Raw genomic sequence first — 23,420 nt, 5'->3', positions numbered from 1 at the left:
AGATTATTTTGATTTTATTATTACGGTATAAGTCCCAAAGTCGTGCTCGTTTTCCCCGGTGTTTGTACAAGTAAAGGTTCCGATTTTAAGGTCATCAAATGTGGCGTTTATTCCTCTGTACATCGAGCCACCCATTTCATTTAGGTCAAATGTGGCTTTTCCAGTGAGGCGGTACGATTCGCCAAATTTTGAAATGAACTTTGTTTTACTAATGAGGGTTATGTCATCGTGCCTGCCAGGGTCATCGGCTACAAAGAAGGCTAAATCACCAATTTTGCTTCCGTTATTAATCAGAGTAATGTTTCCAGACAGAGGCTTTGCTGCATTGGAGTAACTACTGGAGGTCTTAATAGCTAAATTAGAACCGACTATTTCGTCACTCCAATAAGTTTGCCCGTTAATGTCGTCATCGCGCCCATTTTGCGCCCATGTCCCTGAACCTTCCACACTGACTTCAATAATGGAAGATCCTGCTTCCCCGATCATAGTAAGTATCACACCTGGTTTGGATTTGGCCGAATTATAAAATATCTGAAGTGGCTCTTCTGTAACAATAGTCGTTTTCTGTCTTGAAAGAGCTTCTTTATCCTTTGCCCCAGGATAATAAAGAGCCATTGCTAAAATCAAACTTACGATTATCGAGATTGGGATTACTATATTCTTGTTCATCTTTTTCTCCTTTATTTATAATACAGCGATCAAAATTCCTCTGTAAATCATGATTATGCTTTTGTTATTTTCATCATTTGCTTAGCATCTTTTTGAAACTCATAATCGACTGTTTGTATATCAATTTGGTAATCGTTTCTTAAGGCACCTTGTAGATCTGAAATATATTTAGATGTATTACCATTTAGGGTTACAAGAGGAAATATTCTGACTTCTTTTCCAATACGGCACATTTCAATTATTGATTGAATATGAAAGTCTAGACTCAAAAAAGAGTCATATAGAAATAAAAAATGAGAACATAATACTAAATCAAATTGTTGATCCTTGAAAGGAAGTATGGGCAAAGAAGCCTCTATGTATCGCTGATCTTTCAATCCATTTTCATAATCGTTTAGGAATTCGTCCATCGCTGAAAGACGTATGTTTTTCAAGTCTTCTAGCGATTTGATGTTTTTCCAAACAAAGTTGTTACTGCTTTGTTTAACTTGTTCTAAAATATTCGGTGTAACTTCTTTGATTTTCTTATTGATCTGACCTTTTGTAAATTGATAGATAGGATCAATAGATGTTACTGTTCCTCCATTAGAATGGACTTCCGCATTGAAACTAGAGGGGCCATCACCGCAAGCAAGTATGTTTGTATGTAAATCATTTTTTATTAAAGAAAACATATCGACGTATTCATCTAAGTTTCGTCCCCAAGGGACAATTTCACTTATATTCAGTTTTTATTCCTGCATAATGACCGAGATTAGGGATTTCGAGCGAAGCGAAGATCACAACTGCGACCCATGCTTAGTTTTGTTTGTAAACTTCTTTACGGTGTTTTATTTTGACCACGTTTATAACTAAGAGCTCGTCTATTATTTCATATAAAACTCTATAGTCACCAACTCTTACTCGATACTTGTCATCGTTAGTTAGTTTTATACAATTAAATGGTCTAGGTTCTGATGCTAATTCACCAATTCTGATCATTATTTTTTTAGCATCAGTTTTGTTGATTTTTTCAATTTCTTTGAGTGCAGATTTTTTGAATTCGATTTTATAATTAGACATTTAAATCTAACTTAGCTAATACATCCTCATAAGAAATAGTTTCTTCATTAGCTCTTTCTGAAAATGCATTTAAGTCTTCCGCATCTTCGGATAATTCGTGAATTAAAACTTCGTTAATAATCTCAGAAATTGATCTGTGAGATACGTGTGCTTTTGTTCTTAAAACATTATGTACTGCAGGGTTGAAATATACAGTCGCTCTTTTTGATAATGTTGACATGATATAATCCTATTTTTAGTGTTGTAACACTATAACGTTGTAATGTTGTTTTTTCAATTTTGTTTATACTAACGAACGAGATTTGAGCCTAAGCGAAAATCTTCACTGCAGCTCATGGTTCGGTTTTTTTGAATTAACTTTTTCGCACATGTAGGCTCCCCGTCGCGGGATGTGTACAAATCAAATTTGTATTCTAATCGTAAAGCTCATTTCAATAACTCTCATGAGATAGATAGACGAATTTTTATTGAATTAAGACCCGGACGGCTACTTAACATTCGAGAGAAGACACGCTCCTTTACTGTAAAGGTTTCACTTCAATTTTCTTCTGGTTAAATAACCACTTTAGGACATCTTTGTTGGCATAGGTTTTAGACCAAGAATTGTGCTTCACTCCTTTATATTCAGTATATTTCGGATAACCACCGGCATCCGTGATGGCATTAATCATGTCCTTGGAGCGAATGGTTTTTACTACATTGTCTTTGTCACCATGGAACGCCCAGATGGGGGTAGCTGTCAGTTTCGAGGCGAGTGCCGTATCTCCGCCACCGCAAATGGGAATTGCGGCAGCAAAAATCTCGGGGTGACGTTGTATTATATCCCAAGTGCCGTAGCCACCCATGGAAAGTCCAGTGACATAGATTCTCGTCTTGTCCACAGGTAATTCTTTGATCGACTTATTAAGTAGTTCGATCATAAGTCTCATTGAATTGGAAGGTTCGATCGGCATCGTGTGGGAGAGTTTACGCCATGGAGTGTTGACCCATTGTGCTCCGGAAGGGCACTGTGGAGCCACGATGATTACGGGCGCATTACTTTTCTTAGAGTAAGCTAGAATATCTTTGGTTCCATGGATCAATTGTTTGTTGTTGTCATTGCCTCTTTCCCCTGCGCCATGAAAGAATAGCACGAGCGGATACTGCTTCGTGGAATCCATGCTTTCGGGGAGGTGTATCCTGTAGTTTAAAGACTGTCCCTTGGACGACTTGTAAATCTTATGGTCAAAATCAGGAGTTGCTTTTAAGGAACTCGTTAGAGTGCACGTTAGTATTAATAACGCTAAGTAAAGTGAACGGGTGTATTTCATTATATATGCCTTTTTTGTTTATTAATGGTTGATTCTATCTCAATAATTCTCATTTAATAGATAGACGAATATTTATTATTATTTACCGAACGACCGAGATTAGGGATTTCGAGCGAAGCGAAGAAATTCCTCTGCAGCTCATGGTTATCTTTTATTGTTTTGATTCTTTGAGGTCTAGGCTTATTTCTGAAATACCATCATTATTTTTCCAAAAAGAAACGACCATGCCAAGTGACTGATAATTTATATACTCTCTGTATGGATGATGTGATGGTTTTCCAAGTTTATTAATAACATCTTCAGGGAGATATTCTGGTTTTAAATTATAAGGCAGTTTTTCAGTGAATACGGGATTTGAGTAATTAGGTGGATTGGAGACTCTAATGTTAATTCTTGATATCACATTTTGCCTAAAAAGTAGTGAGTAAGGTACTTTTCCATAATTTGAAAAACCTCCAGATGAACCTTTGCTATATTTCTTTAAGTGATTATCAATAGTGAATTTTTTTACTTGAGGAGAATCTTTATGCTTACCAAGTAAGTTAGAAAGCTCTCTCCAAAGCGGTTGTGGAATACTGACTGGTTTATGTTGTTGGCAACCTACTAAAAGGAACAGTAATAATATAATTTTATTTTTCATGATATTTTAAGATAACGACCGAGATTAGGGATTTCGAGCGAAGCGAAAATCTCAACTGCGACCCATGGTTCTGTATTGTTTTCACTTGGAATATAAATAGCCGATTATTAAAAAAGCAAGTGCATAGAGCATGACAGTAGAAATCACTAAACCAAGTATAAAATATCCAAATTTTTTAAGAAATCCACCTTCTGTTTTAGATGCAGTAATAACGCCAAATATGGGAGCAAGTATCAATACAAATAATAGGACTATTGCACCCATTTTTATTTCCTTTTATTATTTCCTATAAAACTGTATTTTTCATTTTTCTAGCTTCTATAAAACTGTTGCTGACTTCGCATTTGTTTAACTGTATTTGGAGGAATGAGTTTTTCACTCCATCTTTCATTTTTTACTATTCTACAGAACCACCTAGATTAGTGAGATTTGAGCCGAAGCGAGAATCTTCACTGTAGCTCATGGTTATCATTTCCATTTCTGAGTTAATGCGTTTAATGATTTATCCCATTGATTTGATTCAAGAAACAAATCAATTTCCTTAGTGGAATTTTCATGATCGACATGAGTGAATTTACCATTTTTCTGTAAGCAGTATGATACAGTATCTAAGTTAGGTCTATTTGATTTTATATTTTTCATATCGAGAACGATATTTAGATGTGGTGTATCAGACTCAGTTTTATAAGATCCTTTTTTAAAAAACACTTCCATTCCATCATGTTGTATGTCTACATGAGCAATGGATTCTGGGTGATATTCGAAGACATAATATTCATTTGGATCATAAAGTTTATTGATAGCAATAAATCCATCGTTCAAATAATAGACTTCTCCATTTGGTTGTACTTTTTTTCCTGATAGCGTCGGCTTATAGGAGAATGTTACCGCTACTATTGTGATTAGTAGGACAGCAATAACAATTAGTTTTTTCTTCATTTACAGTCCATTTTTTATTATACGATAACGACCGAGATTAGTGAGATTTGAGCCTAAGCGAAGAAATTCCTCTGCAGCTCATGGTTAGATATTGTTTATTAAACACGAGTCCATTTGATGTTGTGTCTTAAAGAGAATTGTTTAAGATCTTCTTTAAATGATTTAAGATCATTAATTGATATGTTATCAAAAGTCATCTTCTCTTTGGCACTTGTTATTTCGATGTAGTACTTCTGTGTTAATGCGTAATTTTGACCACCGGGTGTTGCTGACACAGATGATAGATTTTCTGCAGTATGTTCGATAATTTCATTGATTTCGGTATGTGAAAGTATTTTTTGCGTGTCTTTATTAAAGCTTTGAATTATTTGATCATTATGAATAATTGTTTTGAGCTGAAAGTATTTTTTATAGTATACATATGTATACAGTCCGATTAAAATAGGGATGATTCCAAGCATTATCTCAGCCAGAATAATATCGGCTTTATTAAGGGCAGAAATGAATATTAAAGTTCCTGCCGATAATAGAATTATCATGCCAATACCTAAGTATATTTTTCGGAATGTAGCAGGTTGATATGTTTTCATTTTTTATTATCTCACACCTAAGTATATTTTTCGGAATGTAGCAGGTTGATATGTTTTCATTTTTTATTATCTAACGACCGAGATTAGTGAGATTTGAGCCTAAGCGAAAATCTTCACTGCAGCTCATGGTTAGATGTTTTAGCGTTACATCGTAAAGGTGTAAACATAAATATAACTTTGTTGTCTATCAAGGAGAATCCATCCATTATAGCGGTTAAAATAACTTTTGGTTTCGTATAGATCAGTATTAGCAAAGGCTGTTTTTTTTAACCACCAGATTTGTGGAGATTTAGGTTGAGAATAATGAGTACAATTATTATAAGGCTTTTTAAGTCCTCTAGCCCAAGAGGCAATGTCTTCCGGTGAAACTTTGATTCGTAGATAAAACTTAAAATCTGTGGGACCTAAACTAGATGTGTCCCCTTGAGTCTCTGCGATATAATCGGCACTAATAATCTTTGAAGGCAGTTTCGCATTGCTTGTAATTATTCGCTCAATTGATTGAACTCTCTCTTCTGGAGTTTTGGTTAATTTTTTCTCAGGTTTACTGCAACCATAGAGGACCAAAGATATTAGAATTAGTAAGGTTTTTATTTTCATTATTTTCATTTCATCTAACGACCGAGATTAGGGATTTCGAGCGAAGCGAAGAAATTCCTCTGCAGCTCATGGTTAGCTATGTTGTTTTATAACTCATCCAATATGTTAGATATTATATCCATTTGGTGGTGTAAAAACCTTAGGACCTCTATGCCGTCCTCAACCTTTTTGTAGAAGATATAATGTTTGCCTTCTGATATATAATAAACGTCAGAAGATAACTTTGGGTGTTTTCTTCCGATATCAGGAAAATTGACAATTGCTTCTAATCTACTTTTTAACTGAGCTCGATATTTATAGACCTGTTTTTCTCCCCACTCATTTATAGTGTAGATAACAATGTGTTCTAAATCAGCCTCGGCTTTATTTGTTAAAAAGAATTGTTTATCCATTCTTTTTAATACTATTTTTTATAATGTCATCAATTGAATTTGTTGATCGACCTGAATTCGCAGCTTCATCTAATAAGTTATTTAACGAATTCCATGCGTTTTCTTTTTTATTGTCTTTATCTAAGTTTCTTATCGAATCTCTGATTACTTCACTCGCGTTTGAGTATAAACCTGACCTTACTTTCTGTTGGACAATTTCATGTAATTCAGGTGTTAATGATACATTCATTTGCATAACAATCTCCTTATGTAAAAGTTCATACTAATATAGCGCTATTTATTATATTATTCAAATTTTTATTATTAGCTAACGACCGAGATTAGTGAGATTTGAGCCTAAGCGAGAATCTTCACTGCAGCTCATGGTTCTGTATTTGTTTCTTTTCATTTTTTTATTTCTATAAGACTATTGCTGACTTCGCATAATTCTAAATTGAGGATTCTACTTTTGCTCTAGAATCTCTAGGTTCCGATAAGATTAAATTCGTGCATCCGCGATTTATTGGATCGTCGTTTCTTCCATTATTATTTATTCCTACAGAACGTCTGAGTTTACCTGTTTTCGAGCCTAGGCGAGAATATCAGGTGCGACTCTTTGTTAGATATTGCGTTTGCTCGTAGATCTGAAGAGCATGATTTTAATTATATATCTCAAGTTTTGTTACTTCATTTAGTCTGATGAAATGTTTGTCTTCTGAGAACACACAAACAGTATTTTGTATGGCATTTTGTGCTATAATTAAATCAAGAATACCAATTCCGCTAACACCTGTTTTGAGACATTTAGTTTGCGTTTTGATTATATCGTCCCAATCAATTGAGAGTGATAATTTTTCAATAGACTCCAAATGTCTGATTAACTTTAGTTTGTTCTGTATTTTGAGAAAAGGAACTAACTCAGCTAAAATAATATCGTTTATTACAATTAAATTTTCTTCGATTAAAAAATCTAAAACATCTTCTCTGTGGCCATTTCTGAAATATGAAATCCAAATTGAGGAATCGACTAAAACTCTCATTAGCGTTTTCTTAAAGTGTTGAAATCAATATCTAAATCAACTTTACCTTTAAAATCTTTTAATCCTTCAATTTTTTGTTTTCTTACTAAATCTTCAATAGCTCTAATAATCAAGGCAGTTTTTGTTTTTGCATGAGTTAAATTCATGGCTTCTTTAATCAAGTTTTCTGGCAAGTCTAATGTAGTTCTCATTTTACTATCCTATGCATTATTTGTTATTTCTATGCATACAATATATCGCCTTTATGATTATTTCAAATTTTTATTATCTAACGACCGAGATTAGTGAGATTTGAGCCTAAGCGAAAATCTCAACTGCGACCCATGGTTAGAGCGTTTTCTTTAACTGGATAACTTGTCAGCAATCCAAAATTTGATAACTGCTTGTCTTGTAGTACCTAGTCTTCTCGCTTCTTTATCTAATGATTGAATCATCCAAATAGGAAAATCTACATTAACTCTCTTCTGAACTTCATCAGGTCTTTTAGCTTTTGATAAATCTACATGAGCTAAAATATCGTCATTGTCATCATCAAATATTTTGTCAAAATGTTTAGCTTTCATAATATGTAACCTCTTTTTCTCTAGATCTTCTAACCGAAATAATTCTTATGTTGTTATTTCTATAAGTTATGATGGCAGACCAAATTTTATTTTCAATTTTACCAATTATTAAATACCTTGGTTCATCACTCGTTAATCCTGGGATTTCTAATCTGTCTGGATCGTTCCATAGTTGCTGGGCTTCGACAAAATCAATGTTGTGTTTTTGTTTATTACTCAGACTTTTATTTTTATCATATTCAAAGTTCATAACGTAATATAGGTATAATAATGGTATAATTCAATCTTTTTATTATTCCTGCCTAACGAATAAGATTAGATTTCGCTGATATAAGCGAGGACTCAAAGTAGCCGGAATCTTAATCTTATTCGTTAGGCTTTGTTTAATTTTTTTTGTTCTGCATTATGACGCTGTTGTAAGTGGCTTTACATACTGCATTAGTAATTGAGTTATAAGCATGAATAAAACCTAGTTTATAATCCTGGCTCACATCGTTGAACATGGGATCTGATTCCTTATAAGGTGCAGTTACATGTTTACTATGAAATCTCCCTTTCTCAACTTCATGAACAGCTTGTATGAGTCCATCGGTTTGACCATTATAGTATTCATTCGAGTTTGTTAGATGATACATCTTCGGGCTGCAAATTACTTTTTGAAGTGCAACTACATATGAGTGTTATTAAAATAAGTATTAAGGTTGTTTTCATTTTTTTTATCCTGCATAACGACCGAGATTAGTGAGATTTGAGCCTAAGCGAAAATCTTCACTGCAGCTCATGGTTATATGTTTTAATATGCGAATAATCCAAATTTCTTTTCAATTGGATAAAAGTCTTTATCATTATGAATCAGTGGAATGTTATTATGAAGAGCAACTGCTGCAATCATACAGTCAATCGGTTTTCTTATGGTGATACCTTCTTTTCTTAGTGTTCGATAAATATTGGATGCCTCTAAATAAATTTCTTTATCCATTTCCAGATACATTAGTGACTCAAATATTTCTTCTACTAAATCATGTTCTTTATTATTACGAATTCCTTGTAATACTTCTGTGAGTATTACACCACATATAGCAACATCTTGATTAGTTGATATAGCTAATTTTAATTTTTCTACTTGCGGTGTTTCTTTGCTTTTAAAGAAGTCAATCCAAACACTTGTGTCTACTAGTACCACTAGGAATCAAATCTGTGGTTACGAGTGTTTTCTAATGAACCTTCCCAGTTAATTTTTCCAGGTAACTCTAGTAGTCTTTTTTGCTTGTTTTTTCGTACTAATTCTCTTAATGCATAATCGACTAATGATTTTTTTGTTTTTAAACCAGTGAGGTTCATGCAATTTTCGATTAGATCATCATCTAGTACAATATTCGTTCGTGACATATTAAATCTCCTTTTGTACACATAATACATCTTTTTATGTGTATAGTCAAATTGATAACTTTTATTATCATATAACGACCGAGATTAGGGATTTCGAGCGAAGCGAAGAAATTCCTCTGCAGCTCATGGTTAGAGATTGTTTTTTATTTTTATTTCAGAACCGATAACCAACAGTTGAAATGTGTGAGTATCAGTTTGGCTTGTTTTAAATTCATATTGTATTCCGTCATCATAACCTTGTTGATTATTTAGGTTCCAGATCCAATTAGGTTTATTGCCGATTAATGAGTTCCACGGTTCTTTATCATTTTTATTGATGACAAGATCATATGTTTCTATGAGATCTGAGTTACAGGATATTTCATCTGTATCAATGATTGCTTCATGATACACGTCACCATGCTCAAATTTCAGTTGTATTGCAGATAACATATTTGGAGAATCATCAAACACTGATTCATGGTAGTAAACAGATATTAGTTTACCATAATCATAAGTTATTTTATCAGTATTGATTTTCATTTTTATTTATTCTCTAACGACCGAGATTAGTGAGATTTGAGCCTAAGCGAAAATCTTCACTGCAGCTCATGGTTAGGATTCGTTGTTGTTTTGTTTTTTGCCTATCATACCGAATATGAGTGACCCTATGATGATTAATAACCCAATCATAGAATTCCGTAATTGTATCTTTGATAACTGCGTACGGATTTTTGATGTGGCTTGCTTATGGAAAGCTAGTTCCGTTTCAAGATCTTTAATGTTTTGAGTATACTTATCGATCTTAGTTTTTGATTCTTTCCATTCTTGAGTTTTTGATAAAGGGATGTTCTTTTTATGTAAAATATTTCCTTCTTCAATTAGCTCAAGATACTCAATGGTACCTGATAAATTATCAGGAGCATATGTTTCATATTTAAATTTCTGTTCTTCTTCCCATGAATTATGTAGCGTGTCACCGATATCATAAAATTGAAGAGAACAGAGTGTGAAAAAAGAAAACCCAACAGATAGAGCTACTGCAGTTGCTTTATAATTTATTTTCATTTGTTCCTTTTCCTAACGACCGAGATTAGTGAGATTTGAGCCTAAGCGAGAATCTTCACTGCAGCTCATGGTTAGCTTTTTGGCTTTTTGGCTTTTGATTTAAATTTCTGTTTTCTTCCGTTCTGTTTTCTTCCGTTCTGTTTTCTTCCGTTCTGTTTTCTTCCGTTCTGTTTTCTTCCGTTCTGTTTTCTTCCGTTCTGTTTTCTTCCGTTCTGTTTTCTTCCGTTCTGTTTTCTTCCGTTTCACTGTCTTGGTATTTAGACCACGTTTTCCAATAAGCTATATCAGAAGGTAGATAAAGTGTATCAGCAATAAAACTTAAAGGTGTATCAATAATTGCTACTATAATGAACAGAGGTACGTATACAGCTTCACCTTCTTCTATCATTTCTTTTGGCATATTAATGATTCCCGATAAATCACTTGTTGTCCCTGCATATAAGGGAGTCACCATTTCAGTCCTAACATCGCCATCATGTCCATCAGCCTCCATAAAACCTTCATGAACAACAATAGAAGTGCATCCAGATAAAAAGAGTGTAATAGTGGTGATTATAAAATTCTTCATTTTTTTTCTAGCTAACGACCGAGATTAGGGATTTCGAGCGAAGCGAAGAAATTCCTCTGCAGCTCATGGTTCGGTTTGGTTTTGATTTTTTATTTAAAACACTCGATCAATGTAGTAAAGAACCCTTTTTTCTTTTGAGGCTCTTGTTCATTTAGTTGTTTCCATATTTGTCCACTAACTGAGAAGTGAGTATATATATCTGTTGGATGTGTTGTTTCATCGCTATCTTCGATACTACCACCTAAACATGGTGGTTGATCATTACTGTAACACTGATTTACATTTAATATTTTTTCATCTTCAATTAAATTGTGAACACCCCAATATTGAAGTTTACTTTGTCTGAAACTTTGGTTCTCAATTAATTTTTCATACTCTCCTTTATCCAAGCTTTTGTAGATGATGCTTGAGATAAGAAATCCTGAAATGACAAAGAATACATCTACGCCTATGAATCCACCCTTTACCCAGCTGGGAAAAGCGTGAAAGCCAACTACTAACAAGACTGCAATAGCTCGCAGTCCATCAATGTCAGGGCGATACTTAAGGTGTTGATTATGCTGAGACATTAGCCTTACTTTAGAGATAGTTAACGGTTGAGGTGAAGTCTATTATTAATTTGAATTTCGAATCATTTTTCAATTTAGATAATTCAATAGTATGTAGTGAGATTTAATAAATTCTAATTCATTTTAAATTTCTTGGTTCAGATCATTCCAAAGTTGTGCATCCGCGATTTCTTTGGACTCTCGTTTCTATCACTTCCTATAATTGTTTATTCTAAACTAACGACCTAAATGAGCTGTATTTTCTATTTAAAATTTGATTCAAAACGAAAATATCAGTTCGATTTTTTGGTTAGTATTTCGTCTTTTTTTTGTTTTTCAATTTATAAAATCTGATCATTTGAGATAATTATTTCTGATTCAATTTAGTTCTAAAATTATCTAAGTTCTGATCATTGTGAATGTGTGCATCTGCGATTCATGGGATAATCGTTTCTGACATTAAAATTTATTCTATACTAACGTTTGGGATCACTGGTTTTCGAGGAGCGCAGCGACTTGAAAATCCAGTGCATCCATTTGTTAGCTCTCTTACTCGGACGACTTACGGTTCAAAGAATCCATGTAACATTTTTCTCTGTTCTTCCGAGACTGGAATCGTCTCATAATCACGATCCACACGGTAGACTGTGGCTTTCCAGGTACTATCCAACAGCACGATGAAACGGTTGCCGTCGGAGATTGGAAAAGACTGGCTCGAAATCCTCAACTCCTGTTTTCGCCCATCGTATTCATAAGTAAGAGATTTCTTTGCGGTGTTGTTTAGATCGTCCTTTGCTTGCATAACGCTCCAAGACAGCGTCTCGCGCAAAACCGACAGGTCTTCGCCGTGCTCACTTAGCAGACCTGTTCCATTTATAAATGCCTGCGCAGGCTGTATCACTGCTATATACGCCCGTGGTTCCCGTGGGTTAAGTTCGGCCGATCGAAGAAGGGAAGGCGAATTAATAACCTCCTGACCATAGACTGTGAGTAATGTAACCCCTGCAGTATGCTCGTTTCGGTCCACATCCAGTCCTTGGCTGTAGACATCGCCAGGCATCAACCCATTGGGGTTGTACTGTGAAGCAAAAATCAAGAACCCACCGATTGCTAGGGCGACAATAAATATAAGTGCTACTAGATTTCTTTTTGACTTGGTTCCGGTCATCTTTGCTTCCTTTCTAAGCTAACGTCTAAGCTGAGGGAGATTGAGCCTTAGCGAAAATCTTCCTTCCGGCTTCTTGTTAGGAGTTATCGTTATTTTCGTTGTTTCGTTTTATAAAAGATAAGTGAATTTTACCAAATGCTGCAAACAATAGTAGAATGGATGCAATAGGAGCAACATAAAGTAATAAAATGGCAGTTAGTAATCCTAAGATATGCATGTCTGTAGGAGGCACTAACCATTCATAAATTACTGTTATGAGAAAAGTAGTTATTACTAAAATCATAAGTGCGAAACCTATGTAATAAAACCATGATGTTATTCGTTGTATGAATTCGTTTTTTTTCATTTTCACTTCCTAACGACCGAGATTAGTGAGATTTGAGCCTTAGCGAAAATCTTCACTGCAGCTCATGGTTAGATGTTTTAGCGTTACATCGTAAAGGTGTAAACATAAATATAACTTTGTTGTCTATCAAGGAGAATCCATCCATTATAGCGGTTAAAATAACTTTTGGTTTCGTATAGATCAGTATTAGAAAAGGCTGTTTTTTTTAACCACCAGATTTGTGGAGATTTAGGTTGAGAATAATGAGTACAATTATTATAAGGCTTTTTAAGTCCTCTAGCCCAAGAGGCAATGTCTTCCGGTGAAACTTTGATTCGTAGATAAAACTTAAAATCTGTGGGGCCTAAACTAGATGTGTCCCCTTGAGTCTCTGCGATATAATCGGCACTAATAATCTTTGAAGGCAGTTTCGCATTGCTTGTAATTATTCGCTCAATTGATTGAACTCTCTCTTCTGGAGTTTTGGTTAATTTTTTCTCAGGTTTACTGCAACCATAGAGGACCAAAGATATTAGAATTAGTAAGGTTTTTATTTTCATTATTTTCATTTCATCTAACGACCGAGATTAGTGAGATTTGAGCCTAAGCGAAAATCTTCACTGCAGCTCATGGTTATGTCTTGTTTACTGTTGATATGAGTTCTTCTTCTGAAATTTGATTCAATCAATTGCTGATTCCGCATAGTTTAAAACTGTGTTTTTATTCTACTTTTTAAATCGAATTTACTCTTCAATTTTGTTTATTATTATTACGACATAACGACCGAGATTAGGGATTTCGAGCGAAGCGAAGAAATTCCTCTGCAGCTCATGGTTAGTCTTTTGTTATTTGAGATGTTTTATTGTATGACTGAAATTTGGAAGATTTAACTTTTTAGTGGCGATGCCAAATTCTTTTTTAGTTAGTGGCCCTGTTACACTATCTGACGGATTTGCATACTTACTATCTTTCTTCATCTCTAGGTAAAAATAATTTATGATATTTCGATTATTCTTAGGGTGTTGTTTTGCCACAATGAAATAAGCATCAAACCCGTACTCAAATACTGTTTCATTAATTCTGCCTGCAGCACCACCTTCTAACTCATAAGAGATGCTCATTTGTTCACTAATATCTACAGCAATTAGACGGTAAGGACCTATGATATGTTCATCATGTACAAATCCACATCCTGTAAGTAATGAGAATGTAATTATAATTATTAAGATTTTATTCATATGTTTATTATGGACTAACGACCGAGATTAGGGATTTCGAGCGAAGCGAAGAAATTCCTCTGCAGCTCATGGTTAGGTATTTTTTTTATTGATCTTGAATATTGTAGTTTAACTTCGTATTTGGTTTATCTTTTTCAGATATTCCATTCTTAGATTAGCTGCCAAAATCTGATTTAATCGTGTAGTCAGCTGCATCTTTATATTGTTCTTTCAGATTTAGAATAGGGCGTTTTATAATCCATATTTCATGAGGTTATTTTCATCAATCTTCATATCTGTTTCTACATGATTTAAATTGCGCTTTCATATCATTTTTTTTTATTCTTACCTAACGACCGAGATTAGGGATTTCGAGCGAAGCGAAGAAATTCCTCTGCAGCTCATGGTTCGATATTTTACCCATTGTATTATTCATGGTTTTATAGTTTTAGCATTAAATCTACTTGGTTCTATATGTCCATCTCCAAATAATATATTAGCTTTATCACCTGTGGAATGGAGCGTTTTATCACCAGCTATAGGGATATTGGAACTTTCAATTAGAATGAATTCTACATTTGATTTCATTCCGCTAGGTGATGCATTACAAAAAAAGTAACTGTTTTCTTTTTTCGGAGTTGTGTTCACCTTTTTTTGATGTTTAGCATAACAGTTGAGGCTGTTCCTGCTGAGCGACCATAGATTGTATGCATTATTTGAGTCTACAGATGAATTAATATCCCCTGTTATTAATGGCATTAAAGTTTCTTTTTTACTATTGAAGTACATGTGCATTGCAAGACCAATTTGTTTCAGGTTTCCAGTACATTGTTTTTGACGAGCTTTATCACGAGCTGTACCAATAGAAGGAATGATTAATACTGTAAGAATAGCGAGTATTCCTATGATTATCATTAAGTCTGTAAATGTGAATTTTTTCATTATTTTATTTCTATCGAACGACCGAGATTAGGGATTTCGAGCGAAGCGAAGAAATTCCTCTGCAGCTCATGGTTAGTTGTTCCCCACCGTTGATCATTGTTGTTGTTAGTTCCGTTAATAGGCGCTTAGTTCGTTTTTTAGAGTTGAGTGAGTAGGGCGTTGATTCATTGATTGTAGATTCAGCTCTTTCTAACTTCATGTATCTGCGATATTCTAGAACTCGCAATTACGAGTCTCATTCTGATTGTGCGTTACAACACTTCGTGCATCTGCGATTTTCTTGTTATTTTTGGCTTATCACTCATTAGATGATGTATCTGCTAATAGTTGATAAAACCATATATTATAATTTCGTTATGTTGTCATTTCATTTTTATTATTATTCAACTAACGTTCGAGTTGAGCTGTGTTCGAGCCTAAGCGAGAAGATCAGTTCCAACGATTGGTTGTACTTGGTTTCAATTGTTGTTATTTCTATATTTTCTATGGTGCTAAACTAAGTGTTTTTGTCTTGTTAAACAAGGTAACATTAGCGATGTAGTCACCGTGATTAGGCGCTTTTTATAGAGTTCAAAAGTTTTGAGAAGCAGTAGTCTTACATTTCTATGGATTTGAGTGCTTGTTGTCTTATAAAAAGAGCTAAATAGCCACTTTTGATATAAGTGCTTTTTGTCAGGGAGCCTGAACGCTCTGATTGGACTCTTATGCATGTAATTTCCCCCTTCTATAATGAAAGAGTATTGGTGGAGGTCTTTCATTTTGAAGGTCATTTCCACGTTTAAAATCACTATTACCACAGCAATCACAGACTTTGGGTTGCCAAGCTTCATCTTTGAATCTTTCGTTAGCTTTGAATTCTTTTAGTAGTTCAGCAAAGAGTATCTTACAGTATTCCTTACTGGTAGTTCGTTGAGCTCCTGCAAAAAGGCCATAAAATCTTGATCTCCGAAATCCTTTAGGAAGTACATGCTGCATAAATCTTCTGATGAATTCCTGGGGTTTCATTCTGATATCTTTATGTCGAGCAATTCCTTTCTCGTCCAAATCTTTATAATCTTTGATATCAAAACTTATGAATGAATTTTCAACTGCCGTAATTCTACTGTTCGCTATTGCACTTCGATAAACATAACGACTCAAGTACTCGACTACTACTTCAGCTCCTGAGAATGGTTTTTGGATATTGACGACCCAAGGTTTTCCTTCGATGATTTTATATATTTCAGTGAAATCTTGTGTGTTAACTAACTTCTTATGTTTATAGAGACTCTTGAGTTTTCGGAGAAATCGTTTTTTGAATTCTGCGGAGGCTTCAAAAACGTCAAATAAATAATCTTCTCTTCCTGCTTTCCATGTTCCATCTTTTTTCATTCCTCCACTTGTGACCAATATATGTACGTGAGGATGGAGGCATAAATCTTGGCCCCAGGTATGAAGTGTCGCTATAATTACAGGTATTGAATCATGATATTTTTTACTCAGGTGAAGTAAGCTATCTGCAGCAGTTCTGAACAGTAAATTATAAATTTCTCGTTGGTTAAATCTTGCGATAGGATTCAGTTCATGGGGCAGAGTGAAAATGCTGTGAAAATAAGATACAGGGAGTAATTCATCGAGTCGTTCATTTAACCATCTTCTTCGACGTATTCCCTGACACATTGGACAATTGGTATTCCCGCATGAATTATAGACGGGTCGTTCACTTCCGCATTTACAACATACTTCATTATGTCCTCCAAGATAGGCTGTCCGGCACATAGCTATATCTTGTAGTGTTTTTCGTTGTTCTTTTAATAAAGAATGATTGCCTTCATAAGTTTGACCAAAACGTCTGAAGATTTCTCCCACACTATGTTCTGTTCTCGTTTCCATCTTTCTTACCTCTGTATAGATAAGAAATAACATCAATCTTTATATGTCAAATTAGTGTTTAAATTAGGTTCGTTTTCCCCATTATTTTAGTACAACGACCGAGATTAGTGAGATTTGAGCCTAAGCGAAAATCTTCACTGCAGCTCATGGTTCTGTTTTATTATTCCTCTCTTGGTAATCCTAAATAAATTAGACTCCCAAGAAGAGATAAAGTTACGATTAGAATTACTCCTATGACTTTCATTGTACTAGATAAATTTTTGTATTATAATACAATGAATTAAGGACCATAACCACAAACCTAGTATCGTGGATGAAATTGATAACATTACAATTTCAGGACCTCCAATAAATCCTATCATTTTATTTCCTCCTATTTATATTTACAGAACGACCGAGATTAGTGAGATTTGAGCCTAAGCGAAAATCTTCACTGCAGCTCATGGTTCGGTTTATTTCTTTTCTATATTAATTTTGTGATATTCTATAATCAGTTTTTCTGCATCCCAGTCTTTATCTCCCCAAGATGCTACTTCGTGATTTTCTAAAATTATGAATCGTTTAAATGAATTCACAATTACCCAACCTAAATACTTATCTTTTTTGAAAAATTGCCAAAGCCAATATTTAGTTTTTTTATACTTTGCGGTTCTTACAAATTTTAAATCTTCATGAATGATTTTTCTTCTTTCTTCAATTTCCAAGTAATCAATAATATCACTTTTGATATATGGGCATGAGACCTGTGAATTGTTTTTTAAAAAGGGAATATTATTCATTTTTTATTGTTACCGAACGACCGAGATCAGGGATTTCTGAGCGAAGCGAAGAAATTCCTCTGCAGCTCATGGTTAGTTTTGTTGTTTCAAAAAGTCCAACAATTTTGTGTTTGGTATACTTGTTGCTAGAGACTCTAAAGTTTTATCATCTTTTGTTTTATGATTTATATCTAGGCCGTTTTTTAAATAAAACCTAGCTATCTCATCACCCGAATTCAAATTATAGGCACAGTAGATCAAAGGAGTGTAACCATCTGGATCAACATAAGTAATCTTAAACCCTATCTCGATTAAAAATTTAACAGTTTCTAATCGTCCGTGTCGGGATACAAGCATTAAAACATTTTCACCATCTTCAGTTAAAGCATCGAGATCAGCACCGTTTTCAATTAGGCATTTCATCGTTCTTATATTTGAGCTATTGCAGGATTGTAGTAGAGGAGTAAAACCTCTGTTGGTTCTATGGTGAATATTTGCTCCATTGTCAATTAAAAATTGTATCGCTTCTACATGAGCAAATTCTGAGGCGATAAATAAGGGAGATAATCCGTTTTCTGTAACTGAATTTACATCGATTCCTTTGTTTATAAATCTTTGTAATTCTTTTATATTTCCACGTCCGGCTGCATTAAAAATGTTTTTACTCATGCAATATCCTTATGGTTTTTTATTTTAAACTAACGTTCGAGTTGAGCTGTGTTCGAGCCTAAGCGAGAAGATCAGTTCCAACGATTGGTTGTACTTGGTTTCAATTATTGATGGGTCCATATTTTCTATGGTGCTAAACTAAGTGTTTTTGTCTTGTTAAACAAGGTAACATTAGCGATGTAGTCACCGTGATTAGGCGCTTTTTATAGAGTTCAAAAGTTTTGAGAAGCAGTAGTCTTACATTTCTATGGATTTGAGTGCTTGTTGTCTTATAAAAAGAGCTAAATAGCCACTTTTGATATAAGTGCTTTTTGTCAGGGAGCCTGAACGCTCTGATTGGACTCTTATGCATGTAATTTCCCCCTTCTATAATGAAAGAGTATTGGTGGAGGTCTTTCATTTTGAAGGTCATTTCCACGTTTAAAATCACTATTACCACAGCAATCACAGACTTTGGGTTGCCAAGCTTCATCTTTGAATCTTTCGTTAGCTTTGAATTCTTTTAGTAGTTCAGCAAAGAGTATCTTACAGTATTCCTTACTGGTAGTTCGTTGAGCTCCTGCAAAAAGGCCATAAAATCTTGATCTCCGAAATCCTTTAGGAAGTACATGCTGCATAAATCTTCTGATGAATTCCTGGGGTTTCATTCTGATATCTTTATGTCGAGCAATTCCTTTCTCGTCCAAATCTTTATAATCTTTGATATCAAAACTTATGAATGAATTTTCAACTGCCGTAATTCTACTGTTCGCTATTGCACTTCGATAAACATAACGACTCAAGTACTCGACCACTACTTCAGCTCCTGAGAATGGTTTTTGGATATTGACGACCCAAGATTTTCCTTCGATGATTTTATATATTTCAGTGAAATCTTGTGTGTTAACTAACTTCTTATGTTTATAGAGACTCTTGAGTTTTCGGAGAAATCGTTTTTTGAATTCTGCGGAGGCTTCAAAAATGTCAAATAAATAATCTTCTCTTCCTGCTTTCCATGTTCCATCTTTTTTCATTCCTCCACTTGTGACCAATATATGTACGTGAGGATGGAGGCATAAATCTTGGCCCCAGGTATGAAGTGTCGCTATAATTACAGGTATTGAATCATGATATTTTTTACTCAGGTGAAGTAAGCTATCTGCAGCAGTTCTGAACAGTAAATTATAAATTTCTCGTTGGTTAAATCTTGCGATAGGATTCAGTTCATGGGGCAGAGTGAAAATGCTGTGAAAATAAGATACAGGGAGTAATTCATCGAGTCGTTCATTTAACCATCTTCTTCGACGTATTCCCTGACACATTGGACAATTGGTATTCCCGCATGAATTATAGACGGGTCGTTCACTTCCGCATTTACAACATACTTCATTATGTCCTCCAAGATAGGCTGTCCGGCACATAGCTATATCTTGTAGTGTTTTTCGTTGTTCTTTTAATAAAGAATGATTGCCTTCATAAGTTTGACCAAAACGTCTGAAGATTTCTCCCACACTATGTTCTGTTCTCGTTTCCATCTTTCTTACCTCTGTATAGATAAGAAATAACATCAATCTTTATATGTCAAATTAGTGTTTAAATTAGGTTCATTTTTTCCATTATTTTAGTACAACGACCGAGATTAGTGAGATTTGAGCCTAAGCGAAAATCTTCACTGCAGCTCATGGTTATGTATTGTTTTTTATTTTTCGTTGAACATATGCAATGGTACAAATTGAGCCCACTACAAGAAGACTATGGAGAATACCGAAAAACCAAAATCCGATCTTTGTCGAATCATAGTTTAGTAACCATGTAAATAACAAAAAGATTAAAGGGATTATTGGGATCACTGGGAAAATTGATGTGCTAGGAACCTCTTTCACTCCATCCCTTTCTGCTTTCAATCCAGCTAGATTAAGGCTTGCCACAATATAAACAAAAGTTGCTAAATTATAGAATATGAATAGTAAAATATATATCATTTTATTTTCTTACATAACGACCGAGATTAGTGAGATTTGAGCCTAAGCGAAAATCTTCACTGCAGCTCATGGTTCTGTATTTGTTTCTTTTCATTTTTTATTTCTATAAGACTATTGCTGACTTCGCATAATTCTAAATTGAGGATTCAACTTTTGCTCTAGAATTTCTAGGTTCAGATAAGATTAAATGTGTGCATCTGCGATTCTTTGGACTCTCGTTTCTTGTCCTATAATTTATTTTACAGAACGACCGAGATTAGTGAGATTCGAGCCTAAGCGAGAATCTTCACTGCAGCTCATGGTTAGATATTGTGTTTTAATTGCGTATATGCGGTGTTTGTTATTTCAGTAGCGGCTTGGTTCATCTTTTGTTTCAATCGTTTTTCTAAGTTACGTTTGTTCTTTGGTGAAATGATGTGATTCCATATTTGTGTTACTAATTGATTATCACTTTCCCAAGGACTTTTCCGATTCTTAGTAAAATTGTCTAAATCAGGATTTTCTTTTAAATCATGATTTATAGCAATACTCAGAAATACCCATAATTGATCATGGATATCTAGGTTTTTTAAGCCTTCTTTTGTACCTTCATCTATTGGGAGATTAAGGATTTCTGAATGTATTTGAGTAATGTCTTTCATTTTATTTTTTCTTATCTAACGACCGAGATTAGGGATTTCGAGCGAAGCGAAGAAATTCCTCTGCAGCTCATGGTTAGAAGTTCAGCCTCTGATTTCATTTTTTTCACAATTCTCAATCCATTGTTTTGGATTAGTTATACGTAGTATAGATTCTGTGAAATAACGGTCTTTTTCACCATCCTGGAAGTTTTTCAAATGCTTTTGTAAAACTTCTATAGATGATTTTAAATCTTGTTGATAAGCATATGATCTTGATGGCTCTCCTACTCGGTAATAACCATTTACATCTCGACCCCACCAATTTATTTTATCATAAAGAGAAGGATCAGTTAGCGTTTCAAATGTAAATGGGTCTGCACCTTTTACACGTTTTTTTTCGTAGTATACATGTTTTTTATCGCAACTATATGGTAGCGATAGAGGTCGCCATGAAAGAGGATCGGCACCAACAATTTTTGCTCGTTCATAAAAAACATTTTTAGAATCTCTGCCATAGGAATTACCAAAAGATATAAATGTTGCGGGGTCTGCATTTTTTATTATACTGGCCTTGCCAGTAGCAGAACTGATAGAGAAAACGTTATTTGCATCTTTTGCATAACCTACAGTAGATTCCCAATTTACAGCGTTATTATCTAGACCGTTATCAAGTACTTGAAAAGTGTCATGATCTGCTTCGTCTAACTTAACACTAAAATGGTATATGAAGTTTTTATCGTGACTGAAAATATGATTTAGTATTTTGAATGTCTTGGGGTCAGCGCCCTTAATTACATGAAGAGAGTGCCATACACTATTTATATCTTTACTATAATTATCACTTAGAGGCTTAAAGGATTTTATATCTATTTGACCACGAAGTTTTTCACCTTGTAAATAAACTGAATTTCCATCAGTCCAATAACTCATTGATATATGTGTCCAGTTATTCATTTTTTTTTTTCCTTCTAACGACCGAGATTAGTGAGATTTGAGCCTAAGCGAAAATCTTCACTGCAGCTCATGGTTATATGTTTTAATATGCGAATAATCCAAATTTCTTTTCAATTGGATAAAAGTCTTTATCATTATGAATCAGTGGAATGTTATTATGAAGAGCAACTGCTGCAATCATACAGTCAATCGGTTTTCTTATGGTGATACCTTCTTTTCTTAGTGTTCGATAAATATTGGATGCCTCTAAATAAATTTCTTTATCCATTTCCAGATACATTAGTGACTCAAATATTTCTTCTACTAAATCATGTTCTTTATTATTACGAATTCCTTGTAATACTTCTGTGAGTATTACACCACATATAGCAACATCTTGATTAGTTGATATAGCTAATTTTAATTTTTCTACTTGCGGTGTTTCTTTGCTTTTAAAGAAGTCAATCCAAACACTTGTGTCTACTAGTACCACTAGGAATCAAATCTGTGGTTACGAGTCTTTTCTAATGAACCTTCCCAGTTAATTTTTCCAGGTAACTCTAGTAGTCTTTTTTGCTTGTTTTTTCGTACTAATTCTCTTAATGCATAATCGACTAATGATTTTTTTGTTTTTAAACCAGTGAGGTTCATGCAATTTTCGATTAGATCATCATCTAGTACAATATTCGTTCGTGACATATTAAATCTCCTTTTATACACATAATACATCTTTCTGTGTGTATAGTCAAATTGATAACTTTTATTATCATATAACGACCGAGATTAGTGAGATTTGAGCCTAGGCGAAAATCTTCACTGCAGCTCATGGTTCTACTTTAGTTTTTCTTCAGTTATATTAATTAGTTCGATAGCAAATTCTAAATTATTTTCTATTTCATCAATTAATTGATCTAAATCTTGTGGGGTTAAGATTTGATTGATTTCTTCTATTGTTACTTTCTGCGCAGTGTGATTCTGTGTACCACATGTTTCTCTTAATTGTTTTAACTGATTTCTTAATTCTTCCAATTCTTTGTCTTCTATTCCTCCTGTTGTGGAAATTAAATAAGAAGCAATATGTATTGGAGAAAAGTCGTATGCATCTATGCCACAACAATCAGATAAACAGATTGTTTCACAACTGGTAATAAGGGTGTTTAATGGATGTTGGAATTTCATATTTTATTTATGTAGAACGACCGAGATTAGTGAGATTTGAGCCTAAGCGAGAATCTTCACTGCAGCTCATGGTTAGAGTTTTTTAATTGTTGATAATTAGCGATTTATTTTTCAAGATTTGATTCAATTAATTGCTGACTTCGCATAATTCTATATTCTACTTTTGTTCTAAAATTCTTTGGTTCCGATAAGATGAAATGTGTGCATCTGCGATTTATTGACTGTCGTTTCTATGCAATTTTTTTTCTACTCTAACGACCGAGATTAGGGATTTCGAGCGAAGCGAAGAAATTCCTCTGCAGCTCATGGTTAGCTTTGGTTTTCTTTTTTTATATTTACAGAACAGTTCTCACAAGGTACTTTTCCCCATGTTTGAATATCACAGTGTGGACAATCATAAGGTCTACCTTTTCCTTTGCACTGAGGACATTTTGTGAATT

General features: G+C 34.2%; 36 protein-coding genes and 1 pseudogene. All 37 read right to left on the bottom strand.

The window, feature by feature from the left end:
• Nucleotides 1–3: 3 nt before the first annotated feature.
• Entirely contained in the window at nt 4–669 is a 666-nt protein-coding gene (locus PQO03_RS07670; protein ID WP_274149276.1) for a hypothetical protein, read from the bottom strand.
• A 53-nt stretch (nt 670–722) separates the two neighbouring features.
• Nucleotides 723–1,343, bottom strand: coding sequence for a hypothetical protein (locus PQO03_RS07665; protein WP_274149274.1), 621 nt, complete (start codon nt 1,341–1,343; stop codon nt 723–725).
• A gap of 124 nt (nt 1,344–1,467) precedes the next feature.
• Nucleotides 1,468–1,731 (bottom strand): type II toxin-antitoxin system RelE family toxin, encoded by a 264-nt coding sequence (locus tag PQO03_RS07660; protein ID WP_274149272.1) that lies wholly within the window; start codon nt 1,729–1,731, stop codon nt 1,468–1,470.
• A complete protein-coding gene (locus PQO03_RS07655; protein ID WP_274149269.1) occupies nt 1,724–1,951 on the bottom strand; it encodes a CopG family transcriptional regulator in 228 nt (75 codons plus the stop codon). The genes PQO03_RS07660 and PQO03_RS07655 overlap by 8 nt, the downstream gene beginning before the upstream one ends.
• Before the next feature lie 298 nt (nt 1,952–2,249).
• Nucleotides 2,250–3,041 carry a carboxylesterase family protein gene (locus tag PQO03_RS07650; protein ID WP_274149268.1) on the bottom strand — a complete coding sequence of 264 codons (792 nt, stop codon included), beginning with the start codon at nt 3,039–3,041 and terminating at the stop codon, nt 2,250–2,252.
• 151 nt (nt 3,042–3,192) lie between these two features.
• Entirely contained in the window at nt 3,193–3,681 is a 489-nt protein-coding gene (locus tag PQO03_RS07645; protein WP_274149266.1) for a hypothetical protein, read from the bottom strand.
• 81 nt (nt 3,682–3,762) lie between these two features.
• Entirely contained in the window at nt 3,763–3,945 is a 183-nt protein-coding gene (locus tag PQO03_RS07640; RefSeq protein WP_274149264.1) for a hypothetical protein, read from the bottom strand.
• Nucleotides 3,946–4,149: 204 nt separating this feature from the next.
• Nucleotides 4,150–4,620 carry a hypothetical protein gene (locus tag PQO03_RS07635; protein WP_274149263.1) on the bottom strand — a complete coding sequence of 157 codons (471 nt, stop codon included), beginning with the start codon at nt 4,618–4,620 and terminating at the stop codon, nt 4,150–4,152.
• Nucleotides 4,621–4,718: 98 nt separating this feature from the next.
• Nucleotides 4,719–5,210 carry a hypothetical protein gene (locus PQO03_RS07630; RefSeq protein WP_274149261.1) on the bottom strand — a complete coding sequence of 164 codons (492 nt, stop codon included), beginning with the start codon at nt 5,208–5,210 and terminating at the stop codon, nt 4,719–4,721.
• A gap of 144 nt (nt 5,211–5,354) precedes the next feature.
• A complete protein-coding gene (locus PQO03_RS07625; RefSeq protein ID WP_274149259.1) occupies nt 5,355–5,810 on the bottom strand; it encodes a hypothetical protein in 456 nt (151 codons plus the stop codon).
• 86 nt (nt 5,811–5,896) lie between these two features.
• Nucleotides 5,897–6,202: a type II toxin-antitoxin system RelE/ParE family toxin gene (locus tag PQO03_RS07620; RefSeq protein WP_274149258.1), complete on the bottom strand. Its 306-nt coding sequence runs from the start codon at nt 6,200–6,202 to the stop codon at nt 5,897–5,899.
• The gene (locus tag PQO03_RS07615) at nt 6,195–6,437 is read right to left on the bottom strand and encodes a type II toxin-antitoxin system ParD family antitoxin (RefSeq protein WP_274149256.1); all 243 of its coding nucleotides are present in this window, start codon (nt 6,435–6,437) and stop codon (nt 6,195–6,197) included. The genes PQO03_RS07620 and PQO03_RS07615 overlap by 8 nt, the downstream gene beginning before the upstream one ends.
• Before the next feature lie 403 nt (nt 6,438–6,840).
• Nucleotides 6,841–7,221, bottom strand: coding sequence for a PIN domain-containing protein (locus PQO03_RS07610; protein ID WP_274149254.1), 381 nt, complete (start codon nt 7,219–7,221; stop codon nt 6,841–6,843).
• On the bottom strand, nt 7,221–7,412 hold the full coding sequence (locus PQO03_RS07605; RefSeq protein ID WP_274149252.1) for a type II toxin-antitoxin system VapB family antitoxin: 192 nt from the start codon (nt 7,410–7,412) through the stop codon (nt 7,221–7,223). The genes PQO03_RS07610 and PQO03_RS07605 overlap by 1 nt, the downstream gene beginning before the upstream one ends.
• Before the next feature lie 150 nt (nt 7,413–7,562).
• Nucleotides 7,563–7,784: a type II toxin-antitoxin system BrnA family antitoxin gene (gene brnA, locus PQO03_RS07600; protein ID WP_274149250.1), complete on the bottom strand. Its 222-nt coding sequence runs from the start codon at nt 7,782–7,784 to the stop codon at nt 7,563–7,565.
• Nucleotides 7,774–8,034 carry a BrnT family toxin gene (locus tag PQO03_RS07595; protein WP_274149248.1) on the bottom strand — a complete coding sequence of 87 codons (261 nt, stop codon included), beginning with the start codon at nt 8,032–8,034 and terminating at the stop codon, nt 7,774–7,776. Before PQO03_RS07595 ends, brnA begins: the two co-directional genes overlap by 11 nt.
• Before the next feature lie 133 nt (nt 8,035–8,167).
• Nucleotides 8,168–8,419, bottom strand: coding sequence for a hypothetical protein (locus PQO03_RS07590; RefSeq protein ID WP_274149246.1), 252 nt, complete (start codon nt 8,417–8,419; stop codon nt 8,168–8,170).
• A gap of 158 nt (nt 8,420–8,577) precedes the next feature.
• On the bottom strand, nt 8,578–8,967 hold the full coding sequence (gene vapC, locus PQO03_RS07585; RefSeq protein ID WP_274149226.1) for a type II toxin-antitoxin system VapC family toxin: 390 nt from the start codon (nt 8,965–8,967) through the stop codon (nt 8,578–8,580).
• Complete coding sequence (locus PQO03_RS07580; RefSeq protein WP_274149244.1) at nt 8,967–9,173, bottom strand: type II toxin-antitoxin system VapB family antitoxin; 207 nt, start codon at nt 9,171–9,173, stop codon at nt 8,967–8,969. The genes vapC (PQO03_RS07585) and PQO03_RS07580 overlap by 1 nt, the downstream gene beginning before the upstream one ends.
• A gap of 129 nt (nt 9,174–9,302) precedes the next feature.
• Nucleotides 9,303–9,695, bottom strand: a complete 393-nt coding sequence (locus PQO03_RS07575; RefSeq protein ID WP_274149243.1) for a DUF6334 family protein — start codon at nt 9,693–9,695, stop codon at nt 9,303–9,305.
• 72 nt (nt 9,696–9,767) lie between these two features.
• Complete coding sequence (locus PQO03_RS07570; protein WP_274149241.1) at nt 9,768–10,220, bottom strand: hypothetical protein; 453 nt, start codon at nt 10,218–10,220, stop codon at nt 9,768–9,770.
• A 55-nt stretch (nt 10,221–10,275) separates the two neighbouring features.
• Nucleotides 10,276–10,788 carry a YceK/YidQ family lipoprotein gene (locus PQO03_RS07565; protein WP_274149240.1) on the bottom strand — a complete coding sequence of 171 codons (513 nt, stop codon included), beginning with the start codon at nt 10,786–10,788 and terminating at the stop codon, nt 10,276–10,278.
• Nucleotides 10,789–11,159: 371 nt separating this feature from the next.
• Nucleotides 11,160–11,357: pseudogene (locus tag PQO03_RS22085) on the bottom strand (acyltransferase family protein); the annotation flags it as partial.
• A gap of 541 nt (nt 11,358–11,898) precedes the next feature.
• On the bottom strand, nt 11,899–12,504 hold the full coding sequence (locus PQO03_RS07555; protein ID WP_274149238.1) for a hypothetical protein: 606 nt from the start codon (nt 12,502–12,504) through the stop codon (nt 11,899–11,901).
• A 76-nt stretch (nt 12,505–12,580) separates the two neighbouring features.
• Complete coding sequence (locus PQO03_RS07550) at nt 12,581–12,850, bottom strand: hypothetical protein (RefSeq protein ID WP_274149237.1); 270 nt, start codon at nt 12,848–12,850, stop codon at nt 12,581–12,583.
• A gap of 83 nt (nt 12,851–12,933) precedes the next feature.
• Nucleotides 12,934–13,389: a hypothetical protein gene (locus PQO03_RS07545; protein WP_274149236.1), complete on the bottom strand. Its 456-nt coding sequence runs from the start codon at nt 13,387–13,389 to the stop codon at nt 12,934–12,936.
• A 285-nt stretch (nt 13,390–13,674) separates the two neighbouring features.
• Nucleotides 13,675–14,067, bottom strand: a complete 393-nt coding sequence (locus PQO03_RS07540) for a hypothetical protein (RefSeq protein ID WP_274149235.1) — start codon at nt 14,065–14,067, stop codon at nt 13,675–13,677.
• Between the two features lie 411 nt (nt 14,068–14,478).
• A complete protein-coding gene (locus PQO03_RS07535; protein ID WP_274149234.1) occupies nt 14,479–14,988 on the bottom strand; it encodes a type II secretion system protein in 510 nt (169 codons plus the stop codon).
• A gap of 702 nt (nt 14,989–15,690) precedes the next feature.
• A complete protein-coding gene (locus tag PQO03_RS07530; RefSeq protein WP_274149233.1) occupies nt 15,691–16,860 on the bottom strand; it encodes an IS91 family transposase in 1,170 nt (389 codons plus the stop codon).
• Between the two features lie 452 nt (nt 16,861–17,312).
• Nucleotides 17,313–17,639, bottom strand: a complete 327-nt coding sequence (locus PQO03_RS07525; RefSeq protein ID WP_274149232.1) for a hypothetical protein — start codon at nt 17,637–17,639, stop codon at nt 17,313–17,315.
• A 72-nt stretch (nt 17,640–17,711) separates the two neighbouring features.
• Nucleotides 17,712–18,287, bottom strand: a complete 576-nt coding sequence (locus PQO03_RS07520; protein WP_274149231.1) for an ankyrin repeat domain-containing protein — start codon at nt 18,285–18,287, stop codon at nt 17,712–17,714.
• Nucleotides 18,288–18,631: 344 nt separating this feature from the next.
• Nucleotides 18,632–19,801 carry an IS91 family transposase gene (locus tag PQO03_RS07515; protein WP_274149230.1) on the bottom strand — a complete coding sequence of 390 codons (1,170 nt, stop codon included), beginning with the start codon at nt 19,799–19,801 and terminating at the stop codon, nt 18,632–18,634.
• 749 nt (nt 19,802–20,550) lie between these two features.
• On the bottom strand, nt 20,551–20,889 hold the full coding sequence (locus PQO03_RS07510; RefSeq protein ID WP_274149229.1) for a hypothetical protein: 339 nt from the start codon (nt 20,887–20,889) through the stop codon (nt 20,551–20,553).
• Nucleotides 20,890–20,970: 81 nt separating this feature from the next.
• On the bottom strand, nt 20,971–21,822 hold the full coding sequence (locus PQO03_RS07505; protein ID WP_274149228.1) for a DKNYY domain-containing protein: 852 nt from the start codon (nt 21,820–21,822) through the stop codon (nt 20,971–20,973).
• Between the two features lie 82 nt (nt 21,823–21,904).
• The gene (vapC, locus tag PQO03_RS07500; protein ID WP_274149226.1) at nt 21,905–22,294 is read right to left on the bottom strand and encodes a type II toxin-antitoxin system VapC family toxin; all 390 of its coding nucleotides are present in this window, start codon (nt 22,292–22,294) and stop codon (nt 21,905–21,907) included.
• The gene (locus PQO03_RS07495) at nt 22,294–22,500 is read right to left on the bottom strand and encodes a type II toxin-antitoxin system VapB family antitoxin (protein ID WP_274149224.1); all 207 of its coding nucleotides are present in this window, start codon (nt 22,498–22,500) and stop codon (nt 22,294–22,296) included. Before PQO03_RS07495 ends, vapC (PQO03_RS07500) begins: the two co-directional genes overlap by 1 nt.
• 132 nt (nt 22,501–22,632) lie before the next feature.
• Nucleotides 22,633–22,980: a DUF6331 family protein gene (locus PQO03_RS07490; RefSeq protein ID WP_274149222.1), complete on the bottom strand. Its 348-nt coding sequence runs from the start codon at nt 22,978–22,980 to the stop codon at nt 22,633–22,635.
• Between the last annotated feature and the right edge of the window lie 440 nt (nt 22,981–23,420).

It is taken from the genome of Lentisphaera profundi (genome assembly GCF_028728065.1).
Taxonomy (GTDB): domain Bacteria; phylum Verrucomicrobiota; class Lentisphaeria; order Lentisphaerales; family Lentisphaeraceae; genus Lentisphaera; species Lentisphaera profundi.
This window is presented reverse-complemented; position numbering and strand designations above follow the sequence as displayed.